Origin of the sequence: Pengzhenrongella phosphoraccumulans, assembly GCF_045689905.1 — a bacterium.
GTDB lineage: Bacteria > Actinomycetota > Actinomycetes > Actinomycetales > Cellulomonadaceae > Pengzhenrongella > Pengzhenrongella phosphoraccumulans.
Window position 1 is genome coordinate 4494725 of the sequence record NZ_CP144210.1, and the last position, 25192, is coordinate 4519916.

The 25192-nt window shown below is 71.3% G+C and carries 24 protein-coding genes and 1 pseudogene; 19 read left to right on the plus strand and 6 right to left on the minus strand.

The window, feature by feature from the left end:
- The first annotated feature begins 52 nt into the window (after window positions 1-52).
- Window positions 53-1102, plus strand: coding sequence for a threonine aldolase family protein (locus VTA80_RS20790; RefSeq protein WP_407342960.1), 1050 nt, complete (start codon window positions 53-55; stop codon window positions 1100-1102).
- A 23-nt stretch (window positions 1103-1125) separates the two neighbouring features.
- Here VTA80_RS20790 and VTA80_RS20795 read toward each other — a convergent pair whose 3' ends face one another.
- From VTA80_RS20795 to VTA80_RS20805, 3 genes are all read right to left on the minus strand, one after another.
- Window positions 1126-2742 carry an SDR family NAD(P)-dependent oxidoreductase gene (locus VTA80_RS20795; RefSeq protein WP_407342961.1) on the minus strand — a complete coding sequence of 539 codons (1617 nt, stop codon included), beginning with the start codon at window positions 2740-2742 and terminating at the stop codon, window positions 1126-1128.
- Window positions 2743-2754: 12 nt separating this feature from the next.
- Window positions 2755-4629: a DEAD/DEAH box helicase gene (locus tag VTA80_RS20800; RefSeq protein WP_407342962.1), complete on the minus strand. Its 1875-nt coding sequence runs from the start codon at window positions 4627-4629 to the stop codon at window positions 2755-2757.
- A gap of 228 nt (window positions 4630-4857) precedes the next feature.
- Window positions 4858-5286 carry a CoA-binding protein gene (locus VTA80_RS20805; protein ID WP_407342963.1) on the minus strand — a complete coding sequence of 143 codons (429 nt, stop codon included), beginning with the start codon at window positions 5284-5286 and terminating at the stop codon, window positions 4858-4860.
- 45 nt (window positions 5287-5331) lie between these two features.
- Here VTA80_RS20805 and VTA80_RS20810 point away from each other — a divergent pair, with 45 nt between their 5' ends.
- The 9 genes from VTA80_RS20810 (at window position 5332) to VTA80_RS20850 (ending at window position 12084) form a co-directional block, all read left to right on the plus strand.
- Entirely contained in the window at window positions 5332-6381 is a 1050-nt protein-coding gene (locus tag VTA80_RS20810; RefSeq protein ID WP_407342964.1) for a zinc-dependent alcohol dehydrogenase family protein, read from the plus strand.
- A gap of 183 nt (window positions 6382-6564) precedes the next feature.
- Entirely contained in the window at window positions 6565-7149 is a 585-nt protein-coding gene (locus VTA80_RS20815) for a CDP-alcohol phosphatidyltransferase family protein (RefSeq protein ID WP_407342965.1), read from the plus strand.
- A gap of 53 nt (window positions 7150-7202) precedes the next feature.
- Window positions 7203-8060: a DUF881 domain-containing protein gene (locus tag VTA80_RS20820; protein ID WP_407342966.1), complete on the plus strand. Its 858-nt coding sequence runs from the start codon at window positions 7203-7205 to the stop codon at window positions 8058-8060.
- Window positions 8057-8389 (plus strand): small basic family protein, encoded by a 333-nt coding sequence (locus VTA80_RS20825; protein WP_407342967.1) that lies wholly within the window; start codon window positions 8057-8059, stop codon window positions 8387-8389. Before VTA80_RS20820 ends, VTA80_RS20825 begins: the two co-directional genes overlap by 4 nt.
- 118 nt (window positions 8390-8507) lie before the next feature.
- Entirely contained in the window at window positions 8508-9212 is a 705-nt protein-coding gene (locus tag VTA80_RS20830; protein WP_407342968.1) for a DUF881 domain-containing protein, read from the plus strand.
- A gap of 103 nt (window positions 9213-9315) precedes the next feature.
- On the plus strand, window positions 9316-9849 hold the full coding sequence (locus VTA80_RS20835; protein ID WP_407342969.1) for an FHA domain-containing protein: 534 nt from the start codon (window positions 9316-9318) through the stop codon (window positions 9847-9849).
- A gap of 173 nt (window positions 9850-10022) precedes the next feature.
- Window positions 10023-10700 carry a MerR family transcriptional regulator gene (locus VTA80_RS20840; protein WP_407342970.1) on the plus strand — a complete coding sequence of 226 codons (678 nt, stop codon included), beginning with the start codon at window positions 10023-10025 and terminating at the stop codon, window positions 10698-10700.
- Between the two features lie 37 nt (window positions 10701-10737).
- Entirely contained in the window at window positions 10738-11262 is a 525-nt protein-coding gene (locus VTA80_RS20845) for a bifunctional nuclease family protein (RefSeq protein ID WP_407342971.1), read from the plus strand.
- A gap of 240 nt (window positions 11263-11502) precedes the next feature.
- Entirely contained in the window at window positions 11503-12084 is a 582-nt protein-coding gene (locus VTA80_RS20850) for a MerR family transcriptional regulator (RefSeq protein ID WP_407342972.1), read from the plus strand.
- Between the two features lie 27 nt (window positions 12085-12111).
- Here VTA80_RS20850 and VTA80_RS20855 read toward each other — a convergent pair whose 3' ends face one another.
- On the minus strand, window positions 12112-12885 hold the full coding sequence (locus VTA80_RS20855; protein WP_407342973.1) for a ParA family protein: 774 nt from the start codon (window positions 12883-12885) through the stop codon (window positions 12112-12114).
- A 208-nt stretch (window positions 12886-13093) separates the two neighbouring features.
- Here VTA80_RS20855 and VTA80_RS20860 point away from each other — a divergent pair, with 208 nt between their 5' ends.
- Window positions 13094-16492, plus strand: a complete 3399-nt coding sequence (locus VTA80_RS20860; protein WP_407342974.1) for a pyruvate carboxylase — start codon at window positions 13094-13096, stop codon at window positions 16490-16492.
- A 5-nt stretch (window positions 16493-16497) separates the two neighbouring features.
- A complete protein-coding gene (locus tag VTA80_RS20865) occupies window positions 16498-17169 on the plus strand; it encodes an MBL fold metallo-hydrolase (RefSeq protein ID WP_407342975.1) in 672 nt (223 codons plus the stop codon).
- Between the two features lie 67 nt (window positions 17170-17236).
- On the opposite strand, the gene VTA80_RS20870 is transcribed toward VTA80_RS20865, so the two are convergent.
- On the minus strand, window positions 17237-17851 hold the full coding sequence (locus VTA80_RS20870; RefSeq protein WP_407342976.1) for a PilZ domain-containing protein: 615 nt from the start codon (window positions 17849-17851) through the stop codon (window positions 17237-17239).
- A gap of 190 nt (window positions 17852-18041) precedes the next feature.
- Between VTA80_RS20870 and VTA80_RS20875 the strand changes: the two genes are divergently transcribed.
- Window positions 18042-18173 carry a hypothetical protein gene (locus VTA80_RS20875; RefSeq protein ID WP_407342977.1) on the plus strand — a complete coding sequence of 44 codons (132 nt, stop codon included), beginning with the start codon at window positions 18042-18044 and terminating at the stop codon, window positions 18171-18173.
- Here the strand turns inward: VTA80_RS20875 and VTA80_RS20880 are convergent.
- Window positions 18161-18412: a hypothetical protein gene (locus VTA80_RS20880; RefSeq protein ID WP_407342978.1), complete on the minus strand. Its 252-nt coding sequence runs from the start codon at window positions 18410-18412 to the stop codon at window positions 18161-18163. The two genes, VTA80_RS20875 and VTA80_RS20880, sit on opposite strands and share 13 nt — an antisense overlap.
- A gap of 454 nt (window positions 18413-18866) precedes the next feature.
- Between VTA80_RS20880 and VTA80_RS20885 the strand changes: the two are divergent.
- The 6 genes and pseudogenes from VTA80_RS20885 to VTA80_RS20910 all read left to right on the plus strand — a co-directional run bounded on the left by VTA80_RS20885 (window position 18867) and on the right by VTA80_RS20910 (window position 25173).
- Window positions 18867-19792, plus strand: a pseudogene (locus tag VTA80_RS20885) (tyrosine-type recombinase/integrase).
- Window positions 19793-19920: 128 nt separating this feature from the next.
- The gene (locus VTA80_RS20890; RefSeq protein ID WP_407342979.1) at window positions 19921-20589 is read left to right on the plus strand and encodes a TetR/AcrR family transcriptional regulator; all 669 of its coding nucleotides are present in this window, start codon (window positions 19921-19923) and stop codon (window positions 20587-20589) included.
- A 118-nt stretch (window positions 20590-20707) separates the two neighbouring features.
- On the plus strand, window positions 20708-21676 hold the full coding sequence (locus tag VTA80_RS20895; protein WP_407342980.1) for an NAD(P)-dependent alcohol dehydrogenase: 969 nt from the start codon (window positions 20708-20710) through the stop codon (window positions 21674-21676).
- A gap of 196 nt (window positions 21677-21872) precedes the next feature.
- Window positions 21873-23966, plus strand: a complete 2094-nt coding sequence (locus tag VTA80_RS20900; protein WP_407342981.1) for a ribonucleoside triphosphate reductase — start codon at window positions 21873-21875, stop codon at window positions 23964-23966.
- Window positions 23963-24694, plus strand: a complete 732-nt coding sequence (locus VTA80_RS20905; protein WP_407342982.1) for an anaerobic ribonucleoside-triphosphate reductase activating protein — start codon at window positions 23963-23965, stop codon at window positions 24692-24694. Before VTA80_RS20900 ends, VTA80_RS20905 begins: the two co-directional genes overlap by 4 nt.
- Window positions 24691-25173, plus strand: coding sequence for a heme-degrading domain-containing protein (locus tag VTA80_RS20910; protein WP_407342983.1), 483 nt, complete (start codon window positions 24691-24693; stop codon window positions 25171-25173). Before VTA80_RS20905 ends, VTA80_RS20910 begins: the two co-directional genes overlap by 4 nt.
- The last annotated feature ends 19 nt before the right edge of the window (window positions 25174-25192 follow it).

A 25192-nucleotide genomic window follows, 5' to 3' on the forward strand; every position in this document is an offset into this window, starting at 1 on the left:
CCTGGGGTCGGCGGTGCGCGGGTTCGCCCCGCGGGTGGGGGAGGATGTCGCTGTGATCTCTCTCCATGACCCCGAGTCCCGCGGTTTCGCGTCCGACAACTACGCCGGGGCGCACCCCGAGGTGCTGGCGGCGATCGCTGCGGCCAACGGCGGGCACCAGGTGGCCTACGGCGAGGACGTGTACACCGCGCGCCTCCAGGAGGTCATGGCCCACCACTTCGGGGACAAGGCGCGGGCCTACCCGGTCTTCAACGGGACGGGCGCGAACGTGCTGTCCCTGCAGTCGATGCTCCCGCGCTGGGGCGCGGTGATCTGCGCCGAGACCGCCCACATCAACATGGACGAGAACGGTGCGCCCGAGCGGATCGGAGGGCTGAAGCTGCTGACCGTCGCCGCGCCCGACGGCAAGCTCACCCCCGAGCTGATCGACCGGCAGGCGTGGGGATTCGGCGACGAGCACCGCGCACAGCCGGGTGTCGTGTCGATCACGCAGACCACCGAGCTCGGCACCGCGTACACCCCCGGGGAGATCGCGGCGTTGACGACCCACGCGCACGACCTCGGCCTCACCGTCCACCTCGATGGGGCCCGGATTGCGAACGCCGCGGCCAGCCTGGACCTGCCGCTGCGCGCGTTCACCACCGACGTCGGCGTGGACGTCGTGTCGTTCGGAGGGACCAAGAACGGCCTGCTGTACGGCGAGGCCGTCGTCGTGCTCGATCCCGCGGCGTCGGCCGGGCTCACGTACCTGCGCAAGATGGACATGCAGCTCACGTCCAAGATGCGGTTCGTCTCAGCCCAGCTGCTCGCGCTGCTCGACGGCGACCTGTGGCTCACGTCCGCGCAGCACTCCAACGCCATGGCGACCCGGCTCCGGGCCGCCGTCGAGGGCATCGACGGCCTCCAGCTCACCCAGCCGACCCAGGCCAATGCCGTCTTCGCGATCCTGCCCCCGGGGGTGGCCGACCGGCTCCGGACCCGGTTCCGCTTCTACGACTGGAACGAGGCGACGCGCGAGGTCCGCTGGATGTGCGCCTTCGACACGACGGCGGCCGACGTCGACGCCTTCGCCGCAGCGATCCGCGCCGAGCTGAGCCGCTAACCCACTCGGGCTTGTTGCACGGCTTACCAGGGTGAGGGCTTGTAGTCCTTGAGGAAGATGCCGTACAGGTCCTCGCCCGCCTCGCCCCGGACGACCGGGTCGTAGACCCGCGCCGCGCCGTCCACGAGGTCCAGGGGAGCGTGGAAGCCCTCCTCGGCCAGGCGCACCTTGGTCGGGTGCGGGCGCTCGTCCGTGATCCAGCCGGTGTCGACGGCGGTCATGAGGACCCCGTGCTCGGCCAGCTCGCCGGCGCTCGTGCGCGTGAGCATGTTCAGCGCAGCCTTCGACATGTTCGTGTGCGGGTGACCCGGGCCCTTGTAGCCGCGGGAGAAGACCCCCTCCATCGCGGACACGTTGACGATGTACTTGCGGCGCGCAGTCGCGGCCTCCATCGCGGGACGTAGCCGGCTGACCAGGATGAACGGCGCGGTCTGGTTGCAGAGCTGGACCTCGAGCAGCTCGAGCGCGTCGACCTCACCGACCGTCGCGACCCAGCTGTTGGTCGAGTGCGTGTCCGGCACGAGCCCGCCCGCGTCGATCGAGGTGCCGGCGACGAGCCGCACGAGCGAGGCGGCCTCAGCGGTGAGCGCGAGCGTCGCGACGTCCGCCGCAGGCAGGGCCGCCACGTCGGCCGACAGCGTCGCGACCGAACCGGCCAGCGCGCGGGGGTGCGCGTCGCTGGTGTGGCCGTAGGTGATCATCTCGGGCAGCGGTCCGGACGGCAGGGGCGTGAGCTCGCCGTCCGCGAGGGGCGCGTACGCGCCGGGGGAGCGGCGGACGGTCTGGGCGGCGTTGTTGATGAGTATGTCGAGCGGGCCGGCGGCGCTCACCTCGTCGGCGAGCGCCACGACCTGGGCGGGGTCCCGCAGGTCGATGCCGACCACCTTGAGCCGGTGCAGCCACTCGCTGCTGTCTTCCATCGCTGCGAACCGCCGGGCGGCGTCGCGCGGGAACCGGGTCGTGATCGTGGTGTGGGCGCCGTCGCGCAGCAACCGCAACGCGATGTACATGCCGATCTTCGCGCGGCCGCCGGTGAGCAGGGCCCGCCGCCCGGTCAGGTCGGTGCGTGCGTCCCGCTTGGCGCGGTGGAGCGCCGCGCACGACGGGCAGAGCTGGTGGTAGAACGCGTCGACGTCGCAGTAGAGCTCTTTGCAGATGTAGCACGCGCGAGCCTTGAGCAGCGTGCCCGCGAGGGCACCTGGCGCCTGCGACACGAGCGGTATGCCGCGCGTCTCGTCGTCGATCCGGCCCGGGCTGCCGGTCGCCGTGGCGGCCACGACGGCAGAGTCGGCCGCGGACACGGCCGCACGCTTGGTCAGGCGGCGATCCTTCTTGACGGCTTTGAACAGCGCCGACGTCGCGCGCCGGGCGGCGAGGTTCGCCGGGTGGTCGGCCGGGAGCGCCGCGAGCTCGCGAGCGACCCGGAGGAAGGTGTCGAAGTCATCCGGTGCGGGGTCGAACGTCGGCTCGACGTCGCCGTCGATCCCGACGTCGCTCGCCTGGTCGTCGTCGACCGACGACGACGATGACGCGACCTCGGCGGCCGGGCGGGCGGCACCGGAGTGCCGCTCGCCCGGAGCGACCTGGTGGACGACGCCGATCGCGCCGTCTACCAGGTTCCCGCCGAGGTCAGTCGTCATTGCTAGACGGGCTCAGTACGTCGAGCGCTGGTACGTCTTGCGGTCGGACGAGGGCGCCCGGTGCTCACGCGGACCGGTGCTGGAACCGGTCGGACGCGACGGCGCGTGGGTCGAGCGGGGCGCGGGGCCGTCGTCGAGCCGGATGCGCAGCGGCTGGCCGGCGACCCGGGCCTTGGAGATGCGGTCGAAGGCCTCCTGGCTGAGGTCCCCGGAGATCTCCACGAGGCTGAAGCTCGGGAAGATGTCGATCTTCCCGAGGTCCTTGCCCGTGAGGCCGCCCTCGTTGGTCAGGGCGCCGACGATCGCGCCCGGCTGTGCGCCGTGCGACGTGCCGACCGCGACGCGGTACCGCGTGCCGCCCTCGGTGCGGCGCGAACGCTCGCCACCGCGGGGGCCGTTGCGGTTCTCGCCACGGTCGCCACGGCTGTCGCGGGAATCGTTGCGGCCGCCACGCTCGGGCCGCTCGGGGCTCATGCGCGCCCGGCTCAGCGCCTCGTCGAGGTCGTCGCCGTGGTTCGTGCGGGCCGTGGGGCCGTCGTCGCCGACGGCGAGCGCAGCGAGCGAGGCCACGAGGTCCTCGATGTCGACCTCGGGGTTCTGCGCCAGGAAGACGGCGACGGCCTCGCGGTACAGGTCGAGGCGACCCGCCTCGGTGCGCGCGTTGACCTTGCCCAGCAGCTGCTGCACCCGGTGGGCCGAGACGTCGGCCGGCGTCGGGAGCGTGAACTCCTTCAGCGGCGTGCGCGTCAGGCGCTCGATCTGGCGCAGGCGGTGCTGCTCGCTCGGCGTGACGAACGTGAGCGCCTCACCGGTTCGCCCGGCGCGGCCGGTGCGACCGATGCGGTGCACGTAGATCTCCGGCTCGCTCGGCGCGTCGAAGTTCACGACGAGGCCGATCCGGTCGACGTCGAGCCCGCGGGCGGCGACGTCGGTGGCGACCAGCACGTTCAGAGCGCCGCTGCGCAGGCGCTCGACGATCTTCTCGCGCTCGCCCTGGGCGACGTCGCCGGAGATGTAGGCGGCGGAGATGCCGCGCTCGACGAGCGCGCTGCCGACCTCTTCGGCCGCACCCCGGGTGCGCACGAAGACGATCGCGGCCTCGGCCTCGGTCACCGCGAGGATCCGGGCGAGCGCGCCGGCCTTGTGCCGGAACGGCACGACCGCGTACGACTGCTTGACGGTGGTGACCGTCGAGGACTGCCGCGAGGTGGCGATCTCGACGGGGTTCGTCATGTGCTGGTTGGCCACGCGGCGGATCGCCGGCGGCATGGTCGCGGAGAAGAGGGCGACCTGACGCTCGACCGGGGCGAAGCTGAAGATCTTGTCGACGTCCTCGGCGAAGCCCATGCGCAGCATCTCGTCGCCCTCGTCCAGGACGAGGAAGCGCACGTCGTCGAGGTGCAGCGTGCCGCGCTCGATGTGGTCGATGACGCGGCCGGGGGTACCGACGACGATCTGCGCGCCGCGGGCCAGGGCGCGCTGCTGCGGCACGAAGGGCGAGCCACCGTAGATCGCGATGACCTCGACGCCGTGCATGTGCTTGGCGAACGACTCGATCGCCTCAGCGGTCTGCATCGCGAGCTCGCGGGTCGGGGCGAGCACGAGGGCCTGCACCCGGCCGAGCTGCGGGTCGATCGCGGCGAGCAGCGGCAGACCGAAGGCCGCCGTCTTGCCGGTTCCGGTCTGAGCCACGCCGGTGATGTCGCGGCCGGCCAGCAGCGGCGGGATCGCCTGCGACTGGATGGCGGAGGGCTCCGTGAAGCCGAGGTCGGCGACGGCGCGCAGCAGCGCTGCGGGGAGGTTCAGCTCGTCAAAGCTCGGGGAAGTCGCGACGCGCTCGGTGGACGTGCTGTCCGAGGGCGCGATGGAGTCATGAGAAATCGTCATGTGGTGTGAGAACCATTTTCGTCGCATAGCCGTAGCGGAGTCTTCTAACGGGTGCCAGGTAGCGGACCGCACGGTCGCCATCCCTGAACACACTGGTGGTCGAACCACCGGCACAGACACACGAGGGATTACGCGACGAACTCCAGATTCGACGATGAGTCTACCGGACGGTGGGCGCAGCTCCGTGGTGACGTCGCCCACAGGGGTGGTCGAGCCGGCGGATCGGACCTACTGGTGTGCGCCGACACCGATCCGTGGACCCTCGATCGCCGGGCAGGTGTCCATGACGACGTCGAGCCCGGCGGCAGCAGCCCGGGCGGCAGCGACCTCGTCGACGACCCCGAGCTGGAGCCAGACCGCGCGGGCGCCGATCGCGATCGCCTGGTCGACGACGGCGCCGGCGAGAGCCGAGTTCACGAAGATGTCGACGACGTCGACCGGGCCGGGGACGTCCTCGAGGCCGGCATAGCCCATCTCGCCGTGCACGGGCTCGGCAGCCGGGTGCACCGGGACGATCGTCATGCCGAGCGCGCCCTGGAGATAGAGCGCGATGCCGTAGGCGACCCGCTCGCGGTTGGTCGACAGGCCGACGACGGCCCAGCGGGCCGGGGTGGTGAGCAGGCGTCGGATGACCGCGGGATCGTTGACGTGAGGCACGGCTCAACACAACCACACCGACGCCCCCGCCGTAGGGTGTGGCGCATGCGCGCCACATTGTTGTACGGGCCCAAGGACATCCGCCTCGAGCAGGTCCCGGACCCGGTCCTGCACCGACCGACCGACGCGATCGTCCGGGTCGTCGCGGCGTGCGTGTGCGGCTCGGACCTGTGGAGCTACCGAGGCATCCGGCCGACCGTCAAACCCCGCCGCATCGGGCACGAGCTGGTCGGCGTCGTCGAGGCGATCGGCGCCGAGGTGACGACCGTCCGGCCGGGCGATTTCGTCATCGCCCCGTTCGCCCTGGGGGACGGGACCTGCCCGCACTGCCTCAACGGGTTCCCGACCTCGTGCGTGCACGGCGTGATGTGGGGCGGGCTCGACCACGAGGGTCTGCTCGTCGACGGCGCGCAGGGCGAGCTCGTGCGCACCCCGTTCGCCGACGCGAACCTCGTCGCGGTCCCCACCTATCCCGCCGACGAGCTGATCCCGAGCCTGCTCGCACTGTCGGACGTGATGGGCACCGGGCACCACGCCGCTGTCTCCGCCCGGGTCGGCACGGGGTCGACGGTCGTCGTCGTCGGCGACGGTGCGGTCGGGCTGTGCGCGGTGCTCGCGGCCGCCCGGCTCGGGGCGGGGCGGATCGTGGCGATGTCGCGGCACGCCGACCGCCAGGCCATGGCGCGCGAGTTCGGGGCCACCGACATCGTGGACACGCGCGGCGCGCAGGGCGTGGCCGCGGTGCTCGAGCTGCTCGGCGGGATCGGCGCCGACTCGGTGCTCGAGTGCGTCGGCACGAAGGAGTCGATGCAGCAGGCGCTGGACACGACGCGCCCCGGTGGGTTCGTGGGCTACGTCGGCGTTCCCGCGGGCGGTCCGGAGCTGCCCGTCGGGCAGATGTTCGGCGCCAACCTCAACGTCGCCGGCGGGGTCGCCCCGGTGCGCACCTACCTGCCCGAGCTGCTCGCGGACGTGCTGGCCGGTTCCATCGATCCCGGGCGCGTGTTCGACCTCACACTCCCGCTCGAGTCCGTCGCGCAGGGGTACGCGGCGATGGACGAACGCCGGGCGATCAAGACGCTGCTGCGTCCGTAGCCCGCCGCCGGCGGGTGCCAGGTGCGATTCCGGGCGGCAACACCCTCCGCGCCCGGGCTCTGACCTGGCAACCTTCCTTTAGGATCGTCATTCAACACGGCGCACCGGGAGCACGATCACACGGCGCACCGGGAGCACGACCACACGGCGCACCAGCGGCACGACATCATCGACAGGAGAGCAGTGGCACGCGAGCAGGAGGTCAGCAGTCGCGTGCTCACCGTCCCCAACATCATCAGCTTCGGGCGACTCGCCCTCGTGCCCGTGTTCGCCGTCCTGATCATCCAGGGTGAAGACGTGTGGGCGCTGGCCGTGCTCGCGGTGTCCGGCGCGAGCGACTGGCTCGACGGCTGGATCGCGCGGCACTTCAACCAGGTGACCCGGTTGGGCCAGCTGCTCGATCCGGCCGCGGACCGTCTGTTCATCCTCGTGACGCTGATCGGGCTTGCGCTGCGCGACGTCGTGCCGCTGTGGATCGTCATCGTGCTCGTGGGTCGCGACGTGCTGCTCGCCGGTCTGCTCCCGGTGCTCGCCCGCCACGGCTACGGACCGTTACCTGTGCACTTCGCGGGCAAGGCCGGCACCTTCGCTCTCCTGTACGCCTTCCCGTTGCTGCTCCTGGCCGAGTGGAGCGGCAAGGTCGGAGCTGTGGCGTCCGCTCTGGGCTGGGCATTCGCCTGGTGGGGCGTCGGCCTGTACTGGTTCGCAGCGCTGCTCTACTTCGCCCAGGCTCGGACGCTGCTGCGTCCGCACCGGGTCGTCGCATGACGGCGCGCCCGGTCCAGGGCGCGGGGGTTCCGGCGCGGCCGGTGGACGCGTCGATGACTCTCCTCAACGAGGTCATGCTCAAGCCGCTCGACCCGGGCTACCAGGAGGCGACCGATCGGCGGCGCGCGGCCGGCAACCCGGCCGTCCGCAAACGGACCCAGGCGTGGCTGTTCGCCCTGGCGGCCGCGCTCGGACTTGTCACAGCGGCTGCGGCAGCAGATCTCAGAGCCCCCGAACCGGCCGTCGCGCAGGCCCGCACCCTGCTCGAAGAGCAGATCACCGACCGCACGGCCGTGGCGGAGCAGCTCCTGGACCAGAACACCCGCACCGCCCAGGAGATCGCGAGCCTCCAGGAGGCTGCGCTCGGGGACCGCGACCCGGCCTCGATCGCCCAGCTGGCCGCGGACGGGGCGAGCTCGGGCACGGTGGCCGTGAGCGGGTCAGGGTTGAGGATCATCGTGGACGACGCCGCCAGCGCGCGGGTGAACCTCGAGCAGGCAAACCCGAACGAGCGGGTGCAGGACGGCGATCTGCAGGTGACCGTCAACGGTCTGTGGGCCTCGGGCGCGGAGGCGATCGCCATCAACGGCCACCGCCTGACCGCCATGACGGCCATCCGGAGCGCCGGCAGCGCGATCCAGGTCGACCTGGTGCCGCTGAGCGGCCCGTACGTGGTCGAGGCCATCGGGGACCCCGCGTCGCTGGCGACGCGGTTCGCTCGCACGGACGCCGGCACGCACCTGTCCATGCTGCGCAACACCTACGGGATCACGACCAAGTTCTCGAGCGAGGACCATCTGTCGCTCCCGGGCGCCTCCCGAACGCGGCTCTGGTCCGCGCAGGTGGCAACCACGGCCGAGCCGAAGAGTGTGACATCGTCACCTCAGACATCTGTGGGAGGTAAACCGTGATTGCGGTGCTGGGTCTGATCATCGGAGTCGTTGCGGGCCTCGTCCTGGAACCGACCGTGCCGGCATCGCTCCAGCCCTACCTGCCCATCGCTGTGGTGGCCGCGCTGGATGCGCTCTTCGGCGGGCTGCGCGCGATGCTCGACGGCATCTTCAACGACCGGGTCTTCCTGGTCTCGTTCCTGTCCAACGTGGTGGTTGCGGCCCTGATCGTCTTCCTCGGCGACCAGCTCGGCGTCGGGACCCAGCTCTCCACGGCCGTCGTCGTCGTCCTCGGGATCCGGATCTTCTCCAACGCCGCGGCGATCCGTCGGCACCTCCTCAAGGCGTGATGGTGCCGGGCGACCACCGCAGCGAGGCTGCGACCGACATGGTGCCGACCGTGCCCCCGCGCGCGCTTCGGCACCGAGCCCGGCCGAGCCTGCGGCCCAACCGCCGGAGCGGCGCACGTTGTGGCACATCGGTCGTCCCCGGGCCAGCCGGGCCCAGTTCGTCGTCGCGCTGCTGTGCGCGCTGCTCGGGTTCGCCCTGGTCGTGCAGGTGCGTCAGACGAACGTCGAGGGTCTCGCGGCGCTCGGCCAGTCGGACCTGGTCCGCATCCTCGACGAGACGACCCAGCGTGCGACCGACCTCGAACGCGAGGCGGCGGCCCTGGAGCGGACCCGTCAGGAGCTTCTCACCGGTTCGGACCAGAAGCAGGCTGCGCTCGACGCCGCGACCAAGACCGCCACGACCCTCGGGATCCTCTCGGGCAGGCTCCCCGCTGAAGGTCCCGGGATCGAGCTCACGATCTCGGAGTCCGACAAGGCCATCCCGGCGCTGACGCTGTTCAACGTGCTCCAGGAGATGCGCAACTCGGGCGCCGAGGCGATCCAGCTCAACGACCATCGTGTCGTCGCCAGCAGCTACTTCGTAGACACGCCCGACGGCGTCGAGATCGACGGCGACCTGCTGACCCCGCCCTACCGGTGGCTCGTGATCGGCGATCCCACCGCGGTGGGCCCGGCGCTCGAGATCCCGGGTGGAGCGATGGCGGCGGTGCGCAACGACGGTGGACGGGGCTCGCCGGTGGCGCGCGACAAGATCGAGGTGACCGCCACGAGGGCCGTCACGGAGCCCGAGTTCGCAACTCCAGCGCCGATCGGAGCAGGCTGAGGGCTGCGGCCACCGGCTCGTCCGCATAGGCTGGTGCTATTCCACACGCGATCTTTCGATCTTTGACGATCTGTTGGTCGGGTACATGAACTTTGGAGGCGTGATGACGGACGGCCCACAGGTATCCCCACCCGGCCAGGGCGGGGACGCACCGGGCCAGGACCGGTGGCAGCAGAACGCGCCCCGGGGGAGTGGCGAAACCACGATCAGCCTGGGTCAGTTCGAGTCTGCCGAACCCGAGTCGGGTTCCGCTCCGGGGCTCTCGGGCGAGGAACGTGCCGCCGTTGCCGCGTTGCCGCGAACGTCAGCGCTCCTGATCATGCAGCGCGGACCGAGCGCGGGTGCACGCTTCCTGCTCGATGCGTCCAAGACCGTCGCCGGCCGCAGCGTGGACGCCGACATCTTCCTCGATGACGTCACGGTGTCGCGGCGGCACGCGGAGTTCGTTCGCGAGGGCGACGACTTCCTGGTGCGTGACATCGGATCGCTCAACGGGACGTACATCAACCGGACGCGGATCGACTCGGCTGTGCTCCGGTCGGGCGACGAGGTCCAGATCGGCAAGTACCGGCTGACCTTCCACCCGAGCCCCGGTCGCGAGAGCGGTGGGGCTCCAGGCTCAACCTCCGGACAGTGAGCACCGCCCGTGGATGACCTCTCGCCTGCGCCCCCCACGCCGCTCGGCGGGTTCCGATGAGCGGGTCGCAAGAGCCCTTCCGGACAAGCGCTGCACCCGACGCGTCGTCCACCGGGATCACGCGTCCCCATGTGGTCGAGCCGTGGCCGCGCGGGGTTTCCCGACGACCGAGCATGCGGATCTCGGACGTGCTCAGTGCCCTGCAGCTCGAGTTCCCGGCGGTCACCAACTCCAAGCTCCGGTTCCTCGAGGAGCAAGGCCTGGTCGAGCCGGTCCGTACGCCGTCCGGCTACCGCCAGTACAGTCCGGCCGACGTCGAACGCCTCCGGTTCGTCCTGCGCCAGCAGCGCGACCGGTACCTCCCCCTCAAGGTGATCGGCGGCCAGCTCGACCTGCTCGACACCGGTGACGAGAGTCAGGTCCCGACGCCGTCGCCCGCGCGGCTGGCGACGAGCGACGGTGTCCGGCAGGCGCCCGCCATCGCGGGCCGCTGGACCCCGGTCGGGCTCGCGGCCGAGGCCGGCGTCCCGGAACAGTTCGTGACGGATCTGGTCGAGGCGGGCGTGCTGCGGCAGACGACCCGCGGCTATTTCGAGCCGTGGGCACGCGAGGTCGTCGTGCTGGCCGCGGCCTTGCGCGAGCACGGGATCGACACGCGGCACCTGCGGGCCTTCCGCACCGCGGCCGAGCGGCAGGTGGACCTGGTCGACCAGGTGGTCGCGCCGTGGCGTGGTCAGCACGCCGCATCCTCCCGGGCGCACGCGCACACGCTCGCGGCAGAGGTCGGTGAGCTGTGCAGCCAGCTGCACACGGCGCTCGTGCGCGCCGGCGTGTCCGAACTCTCGCCCTGATCCGCATCCTCGGCTGGAAAAGCCGTAGCGTGGAACTGTGACGGGCGACGACGAAGAACTGGTGCCGGTAGAGGTCATCGGGGTGCGTCAGCACCGCCTCGACGACGAGATCGTCGTGCTCCTGCTCGATCCGGCGGCAGAGCTGCTCGTGCCGATCCTCATCGGGCCGAACGAGGCCAGCGCGATCGCCGCGGCGCAGGCCGGCATCGTGCCACCCCGACCGATGACGCACGACCTGCTGCGCGACGTGCTCGCCGCCCTCGGGGTCGGGCTCTCGCGCGTCGAGATCACCAGCCTGACCGACGGCGTGTTCCACGCTGTGCTTGCGCTGACCACGGGGGCCCGGGTCGACTCGCGGGCTTCCGACGCGATCGCGCTGGCCGTGCGCACGGGCAGCCCAGTGCTGTGCTCCGCCGAGGTCGTGGCGATCGCTGGGGTCGAGGCGTCGACCGGGACGGCGGAGAAGGAGCTCGAGCGGTTCCGCGAGTTCCTCGACCAGATCACGCCCGAGGACTTCGACACCGGGGGGAACGCGGGACCGTCCGACCGGGAGCTCCCGTGAGGTCCGTCGTCCGGCCCGTGGGACCAACCTTGAGCCTGAGGTAGAGGGTGAGATCTACGGGGCGGCGACACTCCACCGGCGACCACGGCGCGGCGTCGTTGACTGCCCATCCGGTGCGGCCTAGCGTGGCACTGACATCCGAAGCACCCCGGTAGAGCGCCGGCCCCCACAGGCCCGCCGAGCAGGGAGAAGAGCGCCGACATCTTCGGCGGATGCGTGCAACGGCTAGATGGAGGACCCGTGAGCGGCACTGGCGATACAGGGGAGGCCGCAGGCCGGGTCCCGCAGCGCGCCCAGGGCCTGCTCTTCGGTGACGAGCTTCCCGATCTCGACACGACGACCGGGTATCGCGGGCCGACGGCGTGCCGCGCGGCCGGGATCACCTACCGGCAGCTCGACTACTGGGCCCGCACCGGCCTGGTCGAGCCGACGATCCGTAACGCGACCGGCTCCGGGACGCAGCGGCTGTACAGCTTCCGGGACATCCTGGTGCTCAAGGTCGTCAAGCGGCTGCTCGACACCGGGGTCTCGCTGCAGCAGATCCGCACCGCGGTCTCGCACCTGCGCGAGCGCGGGGTCGACGACCTCGCCCAGATCACGCTCATGTCCGACGGCGCCTCGGTGTACGAGTGCACGTCCGCCGACGAGGTCTTCGACCTGGTCCAGGGCGGGCAGGGCGTGTTCGGGATCGCGGTCGGCCGCGTGTGGCGCGAGGTCGAAGGCACGCTCGCGGCCCTGCCGACCGAGCGACTGGACGACAGCACACCGAACGGCGCGAGCGACGAGCTCTCCGCGCGTCGGCACGCGCGCACCGCCGGCTGACCAGTCTCAGGTCGTGCGTGACCGGTCTCAGGTCGTGCGCGGGGCGCGGAGCACGCGGTCGAGGAGCTGGTCGAAGATCAGCGCGAGCTCGGCGGCGGCCACCCCGGGCCACGAGTGCAGCCCGCAGGCAGCACCCTGGGCCTGCTGCAACGCCGCGCGTTCCGGGATCACGGGGGACAGCACGAGCGGGCCGTACAGCGTCCGGAGCTCGTCGAGCCGAAACGTCTGCTCGACCGACCGTCCGCGCACGCGGTTGACCACCACGCCGAGCGGCTGAAGCGCCCGGGCCGGCCCGCGCCGGAGCTCGTCGACCGTGCGCATCGCCCGCCCGACCGCCATCACGGCGAAGAGGCCGGGCTCGGTCACGATCATCGCGCGATCGGCCGCCATGAGCCCGGCCCGGGTGAGTCCACCGAGCGACGGCGGGCAGTCGAGCAGCACGAGGTCGTACGGTCCGACGAAGGACAGCGCGAACGCGAGCCGATCGAGGTCGTCGTTCGACCCCGGCCCGTCGTGCGCGGCGGAGCGCGCGGAGCCGATCATGACGTCGAGCCCGTCGGCGGCCCAGGAGCTGGGCGCGATCGCGCGGTCCACGACCGACGAGCGGGGGTCGTCGAGCACCGCGGCGACGTCGAACCGGTCCGTGGCGTCGGCGCCGAGCGCCATGGTCGCGTCGCCCTGAGGATCGAGGTCGATCACAAGGGTGCGGACACCCCGCGCGACGGCGGCCGACGCGAGACCGAGGGTCACCGAGGTCTTGCCCACGCCACCCTTGAGACTGCAGACCCCCAGCACCAGCACCTCCTCACTGTAGTGGCTGGTCGGTGATCATCGGGTGAGACCACACCGCGCGGGCCGCACGAGTCGGGTCCAGTGGCTGCACGGGCGTGGGATGATCACGCCGACTGCTGAGACGACGTGGGTCAGGCCCACCGTCCGGAACGGGGCACCCGGGTCCACTCGACCCACCGGGGGTGCCTCGCGCGAACCGTGGTGAGAGGGGTGGGACGTGTTCTCGAAGGTGCTCGTGGCGAACAGGGCCGAGATCGCCGTCCGTGCGTTCAGGGCGGCGTACGAGCTCGGGTCGCGGACGGTGGCCGTCTTCCCGCACGAGGACCGCAACTCCGAGCATCGGCTCAAGGCCGACGAGTCGTACCCGATCGGCGAGACGGGCCACCCGGTCCGCGCCTACCTCGACATCGACGAGATGATCCGTGTCGCCCAGGGCGCGGGCGCCGACGCGATCTACCCGGGCTACGGCTTCCTGTCGGAGAACCCGGCGTTCGCCCGGGCGTGCCAGGCCGCCGGGATCGCGTTCATCGGCCCCCCACCCGAGGTGCTCGAGCTCGCGGGGAACAAGGTGCTGGCGATCCAGGCAGCCCGCGAGGCAGGGATCCCGGTGCTCGCGTCCTCGGCCCCGTCGAACGACGTCGACGTGCTGGTGGCCGCCGCCGACGAGATCGGTTTCCCGTTGTTCGCGAAGGCCGTGGCCGGCGGCGGGGGTCGCGGCATGCGCCGCGTCGACCGTCGCGCCGATCTGCGCGAGGCGCTGTCCGCTGCCATGCGCGAGGCCCGCGGCTCGTTCGGCGACGACACGATGTTCCTCGAGCAGGCGGTGCTGCGACCGCGGCACATCGAGGTCCAGATCCTCGCCGACAAGGCGGGCAACGTCGTCCACCTGTTCGAGCGCGACTGCTCACTCCAGCGGCGGCACCAGAAGGTCATCGAGATCGCGCCGGCGCCGCACCTGGACCCAGCGATCAGGGATGCGCTGTGCCGCGACGCCGTCACCTTCGCGCGCAGCATCGGGTACGAGAACGCGGGCACCGTCGAGTTCCTCGTGGCCACGCAGGGGGAGCGCGCCGGCCAGCACGTGTTCATCGAGATGAACCCGCGCATCCAGGTCGAGCACACCGTGACCGAGGAGGTCACCGACGTCGACCTCGTCTCGTCCCAGATGCGGATCGCGGCGGGGGAGACCCTCGCGGACCTCGGCATCACGCAGGACTCCGTGCGTGTCAACGGCTTCGCGCTGCAGTGCCGCATCACGACCGAGGACCCCGCGAACGGGTTCCGCCCGGACACGGGCCGGATCATCGCGTACCGCTCGCCGGGCGGCGCAGGCGTCCGGCTCGACGGCGCCACGGCGACCGCCGGCGCCGACGTCAGCGGTCACTTCGACTCGATGCTGGTCAAGCTCACGTGCCGGGGCCGTGACTTCCCGATGGCGGTCCGGCGCGCGCAGCGCGCCCTGGCCGAGTTCCGGATCCGCGGGGTGCGCACGAACATCTCGTTCCTGCTGGCCGTCCTGGCCGACGAGGCCTTCGTGGCCGGGGACCTGTCGACGTCGTTCATCGACGAGCGCCCGAAGCTGCTCGCCGCCCGGGTGAGCGCCGACCGCGGGACCAAGCTGCTCGGGTTCCTCGGCAACGTCACAGTTAACCAGCCCTACGGCCCGGCGCCGACGCTGGCGGACCCGCGCACGAAGCTCCCGTTGCTGGAGCTCGGCGTGGCGATCCCCGACGGCAGCCGGCAGCGGCTGCTCGAGCTCGGTCCCGAGGGGTTCGCCGCCGCGCTGCGGGCCCAGCGCGCGCTGGCCGTGACCGACACGACGTTCCGCGACGCCCACCAGTCCCTGCTGGCGACGCGGGTTCGCACGCACGACCTGGTCGCCGTCGCGCCCCACGTCGCGCGCCTGACCCCCGAGCTGTTCTCCGTCGAGGGGTGGGGCGGCGCGACCTACGATGTCGCGCTGCGGTTCCTCACCGAGGACCCGTGGGAACGCCTCGCGGCGCTGCGGGAGACCCTGCCGAACATCGCGCTCCAGATGCTCCTGCGCGGGCGCAACACCGTGGGGTACACGCCGTACCCGACCGAGGTCACCGACGCGTTCGTGCGCGAGGCGGCGGCGACCGGCGTGGACGTGTTCCGCGTCTTCGACGCGCTGAACGACGTCGAGCAGATGCGCCCGGCGATCCGGGCCGTGCGGGAGACGGGCACGGCGGTCGCCGAGGTGGCCCTGTGCTACACCGGCAACCTGCTCGACCCGGCCGAGAACCTGTACACGCTCGACTACTACCTGCGGCTGGCGGACCGCATCGTGGCCGCCGGCGCGCACGTGCTCGCGATCAAGGACATGGCGGGCCTGCTTCGCCCGGCGGCGGCGGCCACGCTCGTGACCGCGCTGCGGGAGCGGTTCGACCTGCCGGTCCACCTGCACACCCACGACACCACCGGGGGACAGCTCGCGACCCTGCTCGCGGCCTCCGCGGCCGGGGTCGACGCCGTAGACGTCGCGAGCTCGGCGATGGCCGGGACCACGAGCCAGCCCCCGATGTCGGCCCTCGTCGCTGCCCTGGCGTTCACGGATCGCGACACGGGGCTCTCGCTGCGGTCGGTGTGCGACCTCGAGCCGTACTGGGAGGCCGTGCGCCGCCTGTACCGGCCGTTCGAGTCCGGCCTGCCCGGGCCGACCGGCCGCGTCTACGATCACGAGATCCCCGGTGGTCAGCTCTCCAACCTGCGCCAGCAGGCGATCGCGCTCGGCCTCGGCGACAAGTTCGAGGCGATCGAGTCGATGTACGCGTCGGCCGACGCCGTGCTGGGTCGGCTGGTCAAGGTCACGCCCACCTCGAAGGTCGTCGGTGACCTCGCCCTGCACCTGGTGGCCCGCGGTGCCGACCCGGCCGACTTCGCCGAGAGGCCCCAGGACTTCGACATCCCCGAGTCAGTGATCGGGTTCCTGTCCGGGGAGCTGGGCAACCCTCCCGGGGGCTGGCCCGAGCCGTTCCGCACCAAGGCGCTGGCGGGTCGCGCCGTGCGGACCGGGGTGAAGCCCCTCACGGAGCAGGACCGCCAGGATCTCGACGGCGACTCGGCCACCCGCCGTGACCGGCTCAACCACCTGCTGTTCCCCGGGCCGACCAAGGAGTACGAGGCGTCGCGTGCCGCGCACGGCGACGTGTCCGTGCTCGACACGAAGAGCTACCTGTACGGCATGGAGCCGGGCGGCGAGGTCGAGATCGTCCTGGAGAAGGGGGTTCGGCTGCTGGTCGGGCTCGAGGCCGTGGGGGTGCCCGACGAGCGCGGCATGCGCAGCGCGATGTTCACGCTCAACGGTCAGCTGCGCCCGCTGCAGGTCCGCGACCGCCGGATCGAGGTCGACCTGACCTCGTTGGAGAAGGCCGATCCCGGGGTCGCGGGGCACATCGCGGCGCCGTTCGCCGGCGCCGTCACCCCGGTCGTCCAGGAGGGGCAGTCGGTGAAGGCGGGTCAGACGGTCGCCACGGTCGAGGCCATGAAGATGGAGGCCGCGATCACGAGCCCGATCGCTGGGGTGGTGCGTCGGCTCGCGATCGGTGCGACGCAGCAGCTCGAGGGCGGCGACCTCGTCCTCGTGATCGGCTAGCGGTCATGGCGACCGGAGTCCTGCGGCTCACCCGCCTGGGCCACGCATGCGTGCAGCTCGAGCGGGACGGCGCCCGGCTGGTCATCGACCCGGGCGCGTACAGCGCACCCGACGCCGTCCAGGGCACGGACGCCGTCCTGGTCACCCACCAGCATGCCGACCATGTCGTGCCGGCCGCCCTGCGGCACGACCTGGCGGCCCGGCCGGGCCTGGAGGTCTGGGCCCCGGCCGACGTCGTGCACCAGCTGCTCGAGGGTGCGCCCGAGCTCGAGCACCGGGTGCACGCGGTGCGCGCGGGCAGCACGTTCGAGGCGGGCGGCTTCGCGGTCGAGGTCTTCGGCGAGCGGCACGCCGTCGTGCACCAGGACCTCGCGCCGGTCGCGAACGTCGCCTACCTCGTGGACGGTGCGGTGCTGCACCCGGGGGACTCGTTCACCGTCCCGCCCCGCGCGGTCGACGTCCTGCTCGCCCCGGTCGGCGCGCCCTGGCTGCGACTGGGCGAGGTCGTCGACTACATCCGGGCCGTCGCGCCCCGGATCGTCGTGCCGATCCACGATGCGTTGTACTCGCGCGTGGGGTGTGAGCTCGTCGACCGGCTGCTCGGCCCGCACGGGCTCGGGATCGGCGCTGCGGAGTACCGGCGCCCACCCGACGGCGTCCCCGTCGACCTGGGCTGACCCGTCGCCCGGCCGGGACTGAGGGAGAGAGCTGGGGGAGGGGGAGAGAGGGGGAGAGGAGCAGTGGCTAGTTGCCCTCGGCGCGCCGGCGGCGGGCGATCTGCTCGCTGAGCACGAAGCGGTGCAGGGCATCGGCCTCGCGCTGGGTCGTGCCGACGAACCGGCAGCCGTACCTGAACCCGCGCAGGAGGTCCTCGCGCCGGATCGCGTCGGCGACGAGCACGAGGTCGTCGAAGTCGGTGCTGAAGTGGAACCCGAACCGGTAGCCCTCGCCGAGCTCGGTCGAGCAGTAGAGGCTGAAGCCGGTCGCGCTGAGGTCGAGCATGCGGCCCTGGATCGGGATCTCGGCGTCGACCAGCTCGTCGCCGATCATCTCGTACACGAGGGTGACCGGGATGTCCGTGTCGACCCGCACGATCGCGCGTTGCTGGTAGGCGGAGATGAGCTCGATGTCCGTCACGACGAGCATGTCCTGGTTCGACGACTCCACCGTGACGACGTACTCGCGTCGGCCACGGATCGGTTCGAACGTGCGGAGCACGACCTCGTCGCCGGGGGAGGGCAGGGGGCCCAGGAGCTCGGCGAGCCGGATGCTGAGCGAGAGACCGGCGTCGACGCTGACCTCGCCGCGCGCCACCTCGGACTCACCGACGAGCACCACGCTCGGGCTGCCTTCGAGCACTCCTGTTCACCACCCATGGACGCACACGCACGGCATTCGGACACTTCAGCCTACGAGACCGGACCACCTGCGCGCGGGAGGCACGGCCGCGAAGGGACGAATCTCACCCGAAGGTGCCACCCGTTCGCTCCCTGTCACGCTGCTGAGGACGGGGCGTAGCCTGACGACTGTCGACCGAAGGAGAGCGCCCATGTCCGAGCTGCCGTCGCACGACGCCGTCGTGAACCTCGAGTTCGACGAGACGATCCCGCCCCGTCCGGAAGAAGAGATCGCGGACGCGGCCCGCGCGGAGCTCGACGTGGCCGATCGTCAGCGCGGGTAGGACCGCACCAGGCGAACCGCGCCGTAGCCGGCCAGGGCGATCCCGACGCCGGCCACGACCCAGTTGAGCCACACGCCGCCGGACTGGCTGATCGGCCCGTACTGGAAGATCGCCACGACGACGCCGGCCACGATCGCGAACGCCGGCGACCACCACCAGTTGTCTCGGACCGAGGTCTTCCCGTCGTCGTCCGGGGTCGGGGTGGGTTCGGGTTCGTCGGACGGGATCAGTTCGGGCATGGCCGGTAGCCTGCCATGAAAGAGGAGGGGCCCGAAGCACCGTCAGCGGGATTTCTCAGGTCGAGATGTCATAATGTTCATTATCGGCGTTAACTCGGTAGGCGGGACGGGGTGCTCTAGCCCCGGCCGACAGCTCGCAACTGCATCAGCCGGAACTGTGCGTTTCACCACGAATGCATTGCTGGCTTCGACCCGCAGGATCGATCCTGGAGAACTGCCGATCTCGTGCGCTGGCCGGTCGCCGGTCTTCGCCGGGTTTGGCACGACGGCTGACCTGACAGGTGATCGTCGTCCAGGTGGACGAACGCCGGCCCGGCCGGACCTCGCAGCCATCCGGGGTTCGTGCGGAACGATCGCCGTCGGACGATCGGCGGACGTCGTCGGAGCTTCTCGCGTGCCTCGCCAGGCCGACCCACTGCGTTAAACACCAATTATCCGTAGTACACTTGTTCGAATGACGGACACTCTCGGGGGTCAGGTTCCGCTCGTGCAGGCGGTCGAGGAATACCTCGACTGGCAGGCGTTGGACAAGGCGCGCAGCCCCAACACGGTGCGCGCGTACAAGCAGGACCTCGGCATGTTCGTCGCCTACTGCGCCCGCCTGGACGTCACCGCCCTCGCCCAGATCGACCGTGAGCTGCTCCGCGCGTTCCAGTCCGACCTCGCCCGCGGGCCGGGCCGTACGGCACCGCTGAGCGCCTCGACCCGGCACCGCCGCCTCGTCGCCCTGCGCTCGTTCTTGAAGTTCTGCGCGCGGGAGCAGTGGAGTCCCGGTGACCTCGGCGTCACGATCGACCTCCCCCAGCTCCCCCGCCGGCTGCCCAAACCGCTGGCCGCCGACGAGCTGGCGCGGGTGACCGCCGACGTCGGCGACCTCGAGCTGGACGACGCCGGCCGGCGTGACCGGGCCCTGGTCGCGTTCCTCATCTCCACCGGGGCCCGGATCTCCGAGGCGCTCGGGCTGGATCGCGCCGACTGGAACCCGAGCCGGGTCATCGTGCGGGGCAAGGGCGACGTCGAACGAACAGTGGTCATCACCGACCGCGCCCGGTCCGAGATCAACCGTTACCTGGACGCCCGGACCGACCCCGGGCCGCCCTGTTCGTGAGCTACTCCCCCGGCCAGGCCGGCCGCCGCCTGAGCGTGCGCGGCGCGGAGGCCATCTGCACGCGCCTGGGCGCGAAGAACAAGATCGCCAAGCTGCACCCGCACCGGTTCCGGCACACGGCGGGCACGATCGTCCAGGACGAGCTGGGCGACCCGCTCGTCACCGCCGACTACCTGGGCCACCACGGTCTCGGCTCGGTCGCCGGCTACGCCGAGGTCAGCTCCCGGCGCCGCCAGGAGGCCAGCGACGCCCTGGAGCGGCGCGGCCTGTAAGCCGTCCTCCCGCCGGTGGGGACACTCGACACTTACGCTGTAAGTTCGCGAGAGACAAGACATGCGCTAAAAGGACCTCAAAGCCCGGGCGCGAGCGGGGCTCCGGACACGTGCTGAAAGGACAACCGATGGCTGATTCACCAGGCATGGACGTGCAGACCCGGATCCCGCTGAGCCGGCATCGGGCGCTGTCCACCGCCGTCGCCCTCGCCGACGTCGAGGGGCTCGCTTCCCTGACGATGCGCCGGCTGGCGCGGGAGCTGGGCGTGGAGGCGATGTCGCTATATCACCACGTCGCGAACAAGGACGAGATCCTTGACGGCATGGTGGAACTGGTGTTCGCCGAGATCGAGCACCCGGCCGAGGGGATCGACTGGAAGGCGGCGATGCGCGAGCGTGCGGGCTCGGTGCGGTCAGCCCTGCGGCGGCATCCGTGGGCCATCAGCATCCTGCAGTCGCGCACCTCGCCCGGGCCCGAGAACCTCGGCCATCTCGACGCGCTGATCGGCTGCTTCCGCAGGGCCGGGTTCTCGGTCGTGATGGCCGCGCACGCCACCTCCTTGATCGACAGCTACGTCTACGGCTTCGTCCTGCAGGAGGTGAACCTCCCTGGCGAGGACACCGGCGGCATCGAGGCCGTGATCGACGGCGTGCTGCCGAACCTCGCGCGGGACTTCCCGTACCTCGCCGAGCTCACCATGGAGCACGTGCTCGTCCCGGGGTACCGGTACGCCGACGAGTTCGACTTCGGCATCGGCCTCATCCTCGACGGGCTCGAGGCGGCGGCGCGCCGCTGAGGCCCCCGCGGTCGCCCCGCCGACGGCGGGCGGGGCACCTCTTGACGACTGCAGCCATACGCCGTAAGGTCCGTTTTCGGAACCTTACAACGTATGTCTACCCGAGAGGTGAAGGACCATGAAGGCAATCGTCCAGGATCAGTACGGCCCGGCCACGGTGCTCGCGGCGCACGAGATCGACGCGCCGACGATCGATGACGACCAGGTGCTGATCCGGGTCCGGGCGGCGGGCGTCAACCCGGCGGACTGGGCGATCATGTGCGGCCTGCCGTACATCGCCCGCCCCGTGTACGGGCTGCCGCGGCCGAGACGGCGCGTCCGGGGAACCGACGTGGCGGGGGTCGTCGAGGCGGTCGGTCGCCATGTGACCCAGTTCCAGCCGGGTGACGAGGTCTTCGGCCGGGCCGACGGCTCGTACGCGCAGCTCGCGGCCGCAGCGCCGGGCACGCTGGCACGCAAGCCGGCCGGCCTCAGCTTCGAGCAGGCCGCCGCCGCCCCGATGGCCGGGCTGGTCGCGCTGCAGGCGATGCGCGACCACGCCCATGTCGGGCCGGGCGACCAGGTGCTGATCAACGGCGCCTCCGGCGGCATCGGCACCTTTGCCGTCCAGATCGCCAAGGCGCTCGGCGCCGAGGTCACCGCCGTGTGCAGCACCCGCAACGTCGACCTGGTGCGCTCGCTCGGCGCGGACCACGTCATCGACTACACGACCGACGACTTCACCGCGCAGGCGGAGCGTTACGACGTGATCCTCGACAACGTGTCGAACCACTCGCTCACCGACCTCCGCCGGGTGCTCGCGCCGACCGGGACGCTCGTGCCGAACGGCGGACGGTTCGACAACCGGTGGTTCGCCAGCACCGGCCGGCTGATCGTCGCCGCCGTGCGCTTCGTGTTCGGCAGCCAGAAGGTGGCCACCTTCGTGGTGGCGATCACGACGCCGGACCTGATCGCTCTGGCGGACCTGATCGAGGCGGGCGCGGTCACGCCGGTCATCGACCGCACGTATCCGCTGACGGAGACCGACCGGGCGCTCACCCAGGTGGGTGATGGGCACGCCCGCGGGAAGATCGTCATCACGGTGTGACCTCCGCCAACGACGGGTCCCCTCCCCCGCCCACGCGTCGCTGATGCCGCCGGGCGCGGGACGAAGGTCCCGTTCCCTGGCCTGTTCGAGGGATAGAAATGGCACATCTTGTTGTCCGATCGAGCGAGGCCACTACATCTAGTGTCCTGCTTGACCTGGTTGGCGACGAGAACGCCGTCGAACCCCGAGGACCTCCATGCCCAGCCCCACCCTGCCCACCGGCGTCATCAAGCGCACCGGTGCGACGACGACCTTCGACGCCGACCGCATCCGATCGGCGATCGAGCGCGCCGGCAGCGCCATCGGGGAGGTCGACCGGGCCCGGGCCGCGGCGCTCACCGTCGAGGTCGCGGGACGTCTCGCCGCCGAGCAGGTGCCCTACCCGCACGTCGAGCACGTCCAGGACGTCGTCGAGCAGGCTCTGCTCGGTGCCGGGCACACCGCCACGGCCCGCGCCTACATCACCTATCGCGAACGCCACGCCCAGCTGAGGGACGACACCCGCACCGTCGTCGAGGTCGGCTCGTCGATCAACGAGTACCTGGACCGCTCGGACTGGCGGGTCAGCGCGAACGCGAACCAGGGCTACTCGCTCGGCGGACTGATCCTCAACACCGCCGGCAAGGTCATCGCGAACTACTGGCTCTCGCACGTCTACGCCCCCGAGATTGGCCGCGCGCACCGCGACGGCGACCTGCACCTGCACGACCTGGACATGCTCGCCGGGTACTGCGCGGGCTGGTCGCTGCGGGTGCTGCTCGAGGAGGGCCTGAACGGGGTGCCCGGGAAGGTCGAGTCGACTCCCCCGAAGCACTTCAGCTCGGCCATCGGTCAGATCGTCAACTTCCTCGGCACGATGCAGAACGAGTGGGCGGGCGCGCAGGCGTTCAGCTCGTTCGACACCTACATGGCCGCGTTCGTCCGGGTGGACCACCTGTCGTACGAGGAGGTCCGCCAGGGCATCCAGGAGCTCATCTACAACCTCAACGTCCCCTCGCGATGGGGCACGCAGACGCCCTTCACCAACCTCACCTTCGACTGGACGTGCCCCGAGGACCTGCGCGAGCAGGTGCCGGTCATCGGGGGCGTCGAGCAGGACTTCACCTACGGGGACCTGGCACCGGAGATGGCGGTCATCAACCGTGCCTACATCGAGGTCATGACGGCCGGCGACGCGTCCGGGCGCGTGTTCACGTTCCCGATCCCGACGTACAACATCACGCCCGACTTCGACTGGGAGTCCGAGAACGCCGACCGGCTGTTCGCGATGACGGCCAAGTACGGCACGCCGTACTTCCAGAACTTCCTCAACTCCGAGCTCAAGCCGAACCAGATCCGATCGATGTGCTGCCGCCTGCAGCTGGACCTGCGCGAGCTCCTCAAGCGCGGCAACGGGTTGTTCGGGTCGGCCGAGCAGACCGGGTCCCTCGGTGTGGTCACGATCAACTGCGCGCGCCTCGGCTACCTCCACCCCGGCGACGAGGCGGGCATGCTCGCCGCGCTCGACCGGCTGCTCGACCTGGCGCGCGACTCGCTCGAGGTCAAGCGCAAGGTGATCGACCGCCTCATCGACGAGGGCCTGTTCCCGTACACCAAGCGCTACCTCGGCGCCGGGCTGCGCAACCACTTCTCCACGATCGGCGTCAACGGGATCAACGAGCTCATCCGCAACCACACGGGCGACGCCGACGACATCACCACCCCGGCCGGTCATGCGCTCGCGGTGCGGCTGCTCGACCACGTCCGCACCCGCATGGTCGAGTTCCAGGAGGCCACCGGGAACATGTACAACCTCGAGGCCACCCCGGCCGAGGGCACCACCTACCGGTTCGCGAAGGAGGACCGCAAGCGGTTCCCCGAGATCCTCCAGGCCGGGACCGACGCGAACCCGTTCTACACGAACTCCTCCCAGCTCCCGGTGGGCTTCACCGACGACCCGTTCGAGGCGCTCGACCGGCAGGACGCGCTGCAGACCAAGTACACCGGCGGGACGGTGCTGCACCTGTACATGTCCGAGCAGATGTCCTCCGCCGCCGCCTGCCGCGAGCTGGTCCGGCGGTCGCTGTCCACGCACCGCCTGCCGTACATCACGATCACCCCGACGTTCTCGATCTGCCCCGCGCACGGCTACCTCGCCGGCGAGCACCCGACCTGCACCACGTGCGGCGGCCCGTGCGAGGTCTGGACGCGCGTGATGGGGTACTTCCGCCCGGTCAGCTCGTTCAACATCGGCAAGCAGGGCGAGCACGCCGAGCGCGTGCCGTTCGTGGAAGCGGCACTCACGAGATGAGCGGCCCCGCTGGGCTCCTGACCCGCGCTGGTGGGCCGCGGGCCGCTCGGCCGGTCGCAACCGCGGACGACCTGCAGATCGCCGGCCTGACCCGCCTGTCCACGTGCGACTGGCCGGGTCGGCTGGTCGCGACGGTCTTCCTGCAGGGGTGCCCGTTGGCCTGCGGCTACTGCCACAACCCCGGGCTGCTCGACCCGCGCACCCCGGGCACCGTGGCGTGGCGGGCCGTGCGCGACCTGCTGGCCCGGCGCGCCGGGATGCTCGACGGCGTGGTGTTCTCCGGCGGCGAGCCGACCGCGCAGGCCGGGCTCGGCTCGGCGATGCGCGAGGTGCGGGCCGCGCGGTTCGGCGTCGGCCTGCACACCGCCGGGGCGTACCCGCGGCGGTTCGCCGAGGTCCTGCCGCTGTGCGACTGGGTCGGGCTGGACCTCAAGGCGCCCGCCCACCGGTACGAGGCCGTCACCGGCGTCCGCGGCGGCGCCGACCACGCCTTCGCGTGCCTGGATCTGGCGATCGCGTCCGGGGTGGACCTGCAGGTGCGCACCACGGTCGATCCCACCGTCCTGCTGCCCGACGACGTGGCCGCCCTCACCGCCGACCTCCGTGCCCGCGGGGTGCGCGAGCACGTGCTGCAGGAGGTGCGCACCCAGGGCACCCGGCCCGAGTACGTGGCGCGGCTGGCGCAGTTCCGCGCGGGCCGCTCGGGCGCCGTAGCATCGCCCGCATGACCACCGCGCCCGATCCCGCCGTCCTGACCACGATCGCCTCCCTCGAGGCACAGGAGCGTGAGCTCGTCTTCGCCCGGTTCGACAACGCTGACGCCTGGCGGCTGGGGTGCCTGCTCGTCGAGCTCGCCCAGGAGCGTGAGCTGGGGATCACGATCGATGTGCGCCGCGGCACCCAGCAGCTGTTCCACGCAGCCCTGCCGGGCACGGTCGCCGACAACGACACGTGGGTCGAGCGCAAGGTCCGGGTCGTGGAGCGCTTCGGCGCGTCGTCCTACCTCGTCGGCCTGCGCTCGGTGGCCAAGGGCACGACGTTCGCCGTCGCGCACGACCTGCCCCTGCAGCAGTACGCCGCGCACGGCGGGTGCTTCCCGGTCCGGATCGCCGACGTCGGTGTGGTGGGCACCGTGACGGTCTCCGGCCTGGCGCAGGCCGACGATCACGCCCTGGTGGTCGAGGCGCTGCGCACCTTCCTGTCCTGATTCCGGGCTGCGCCAACGG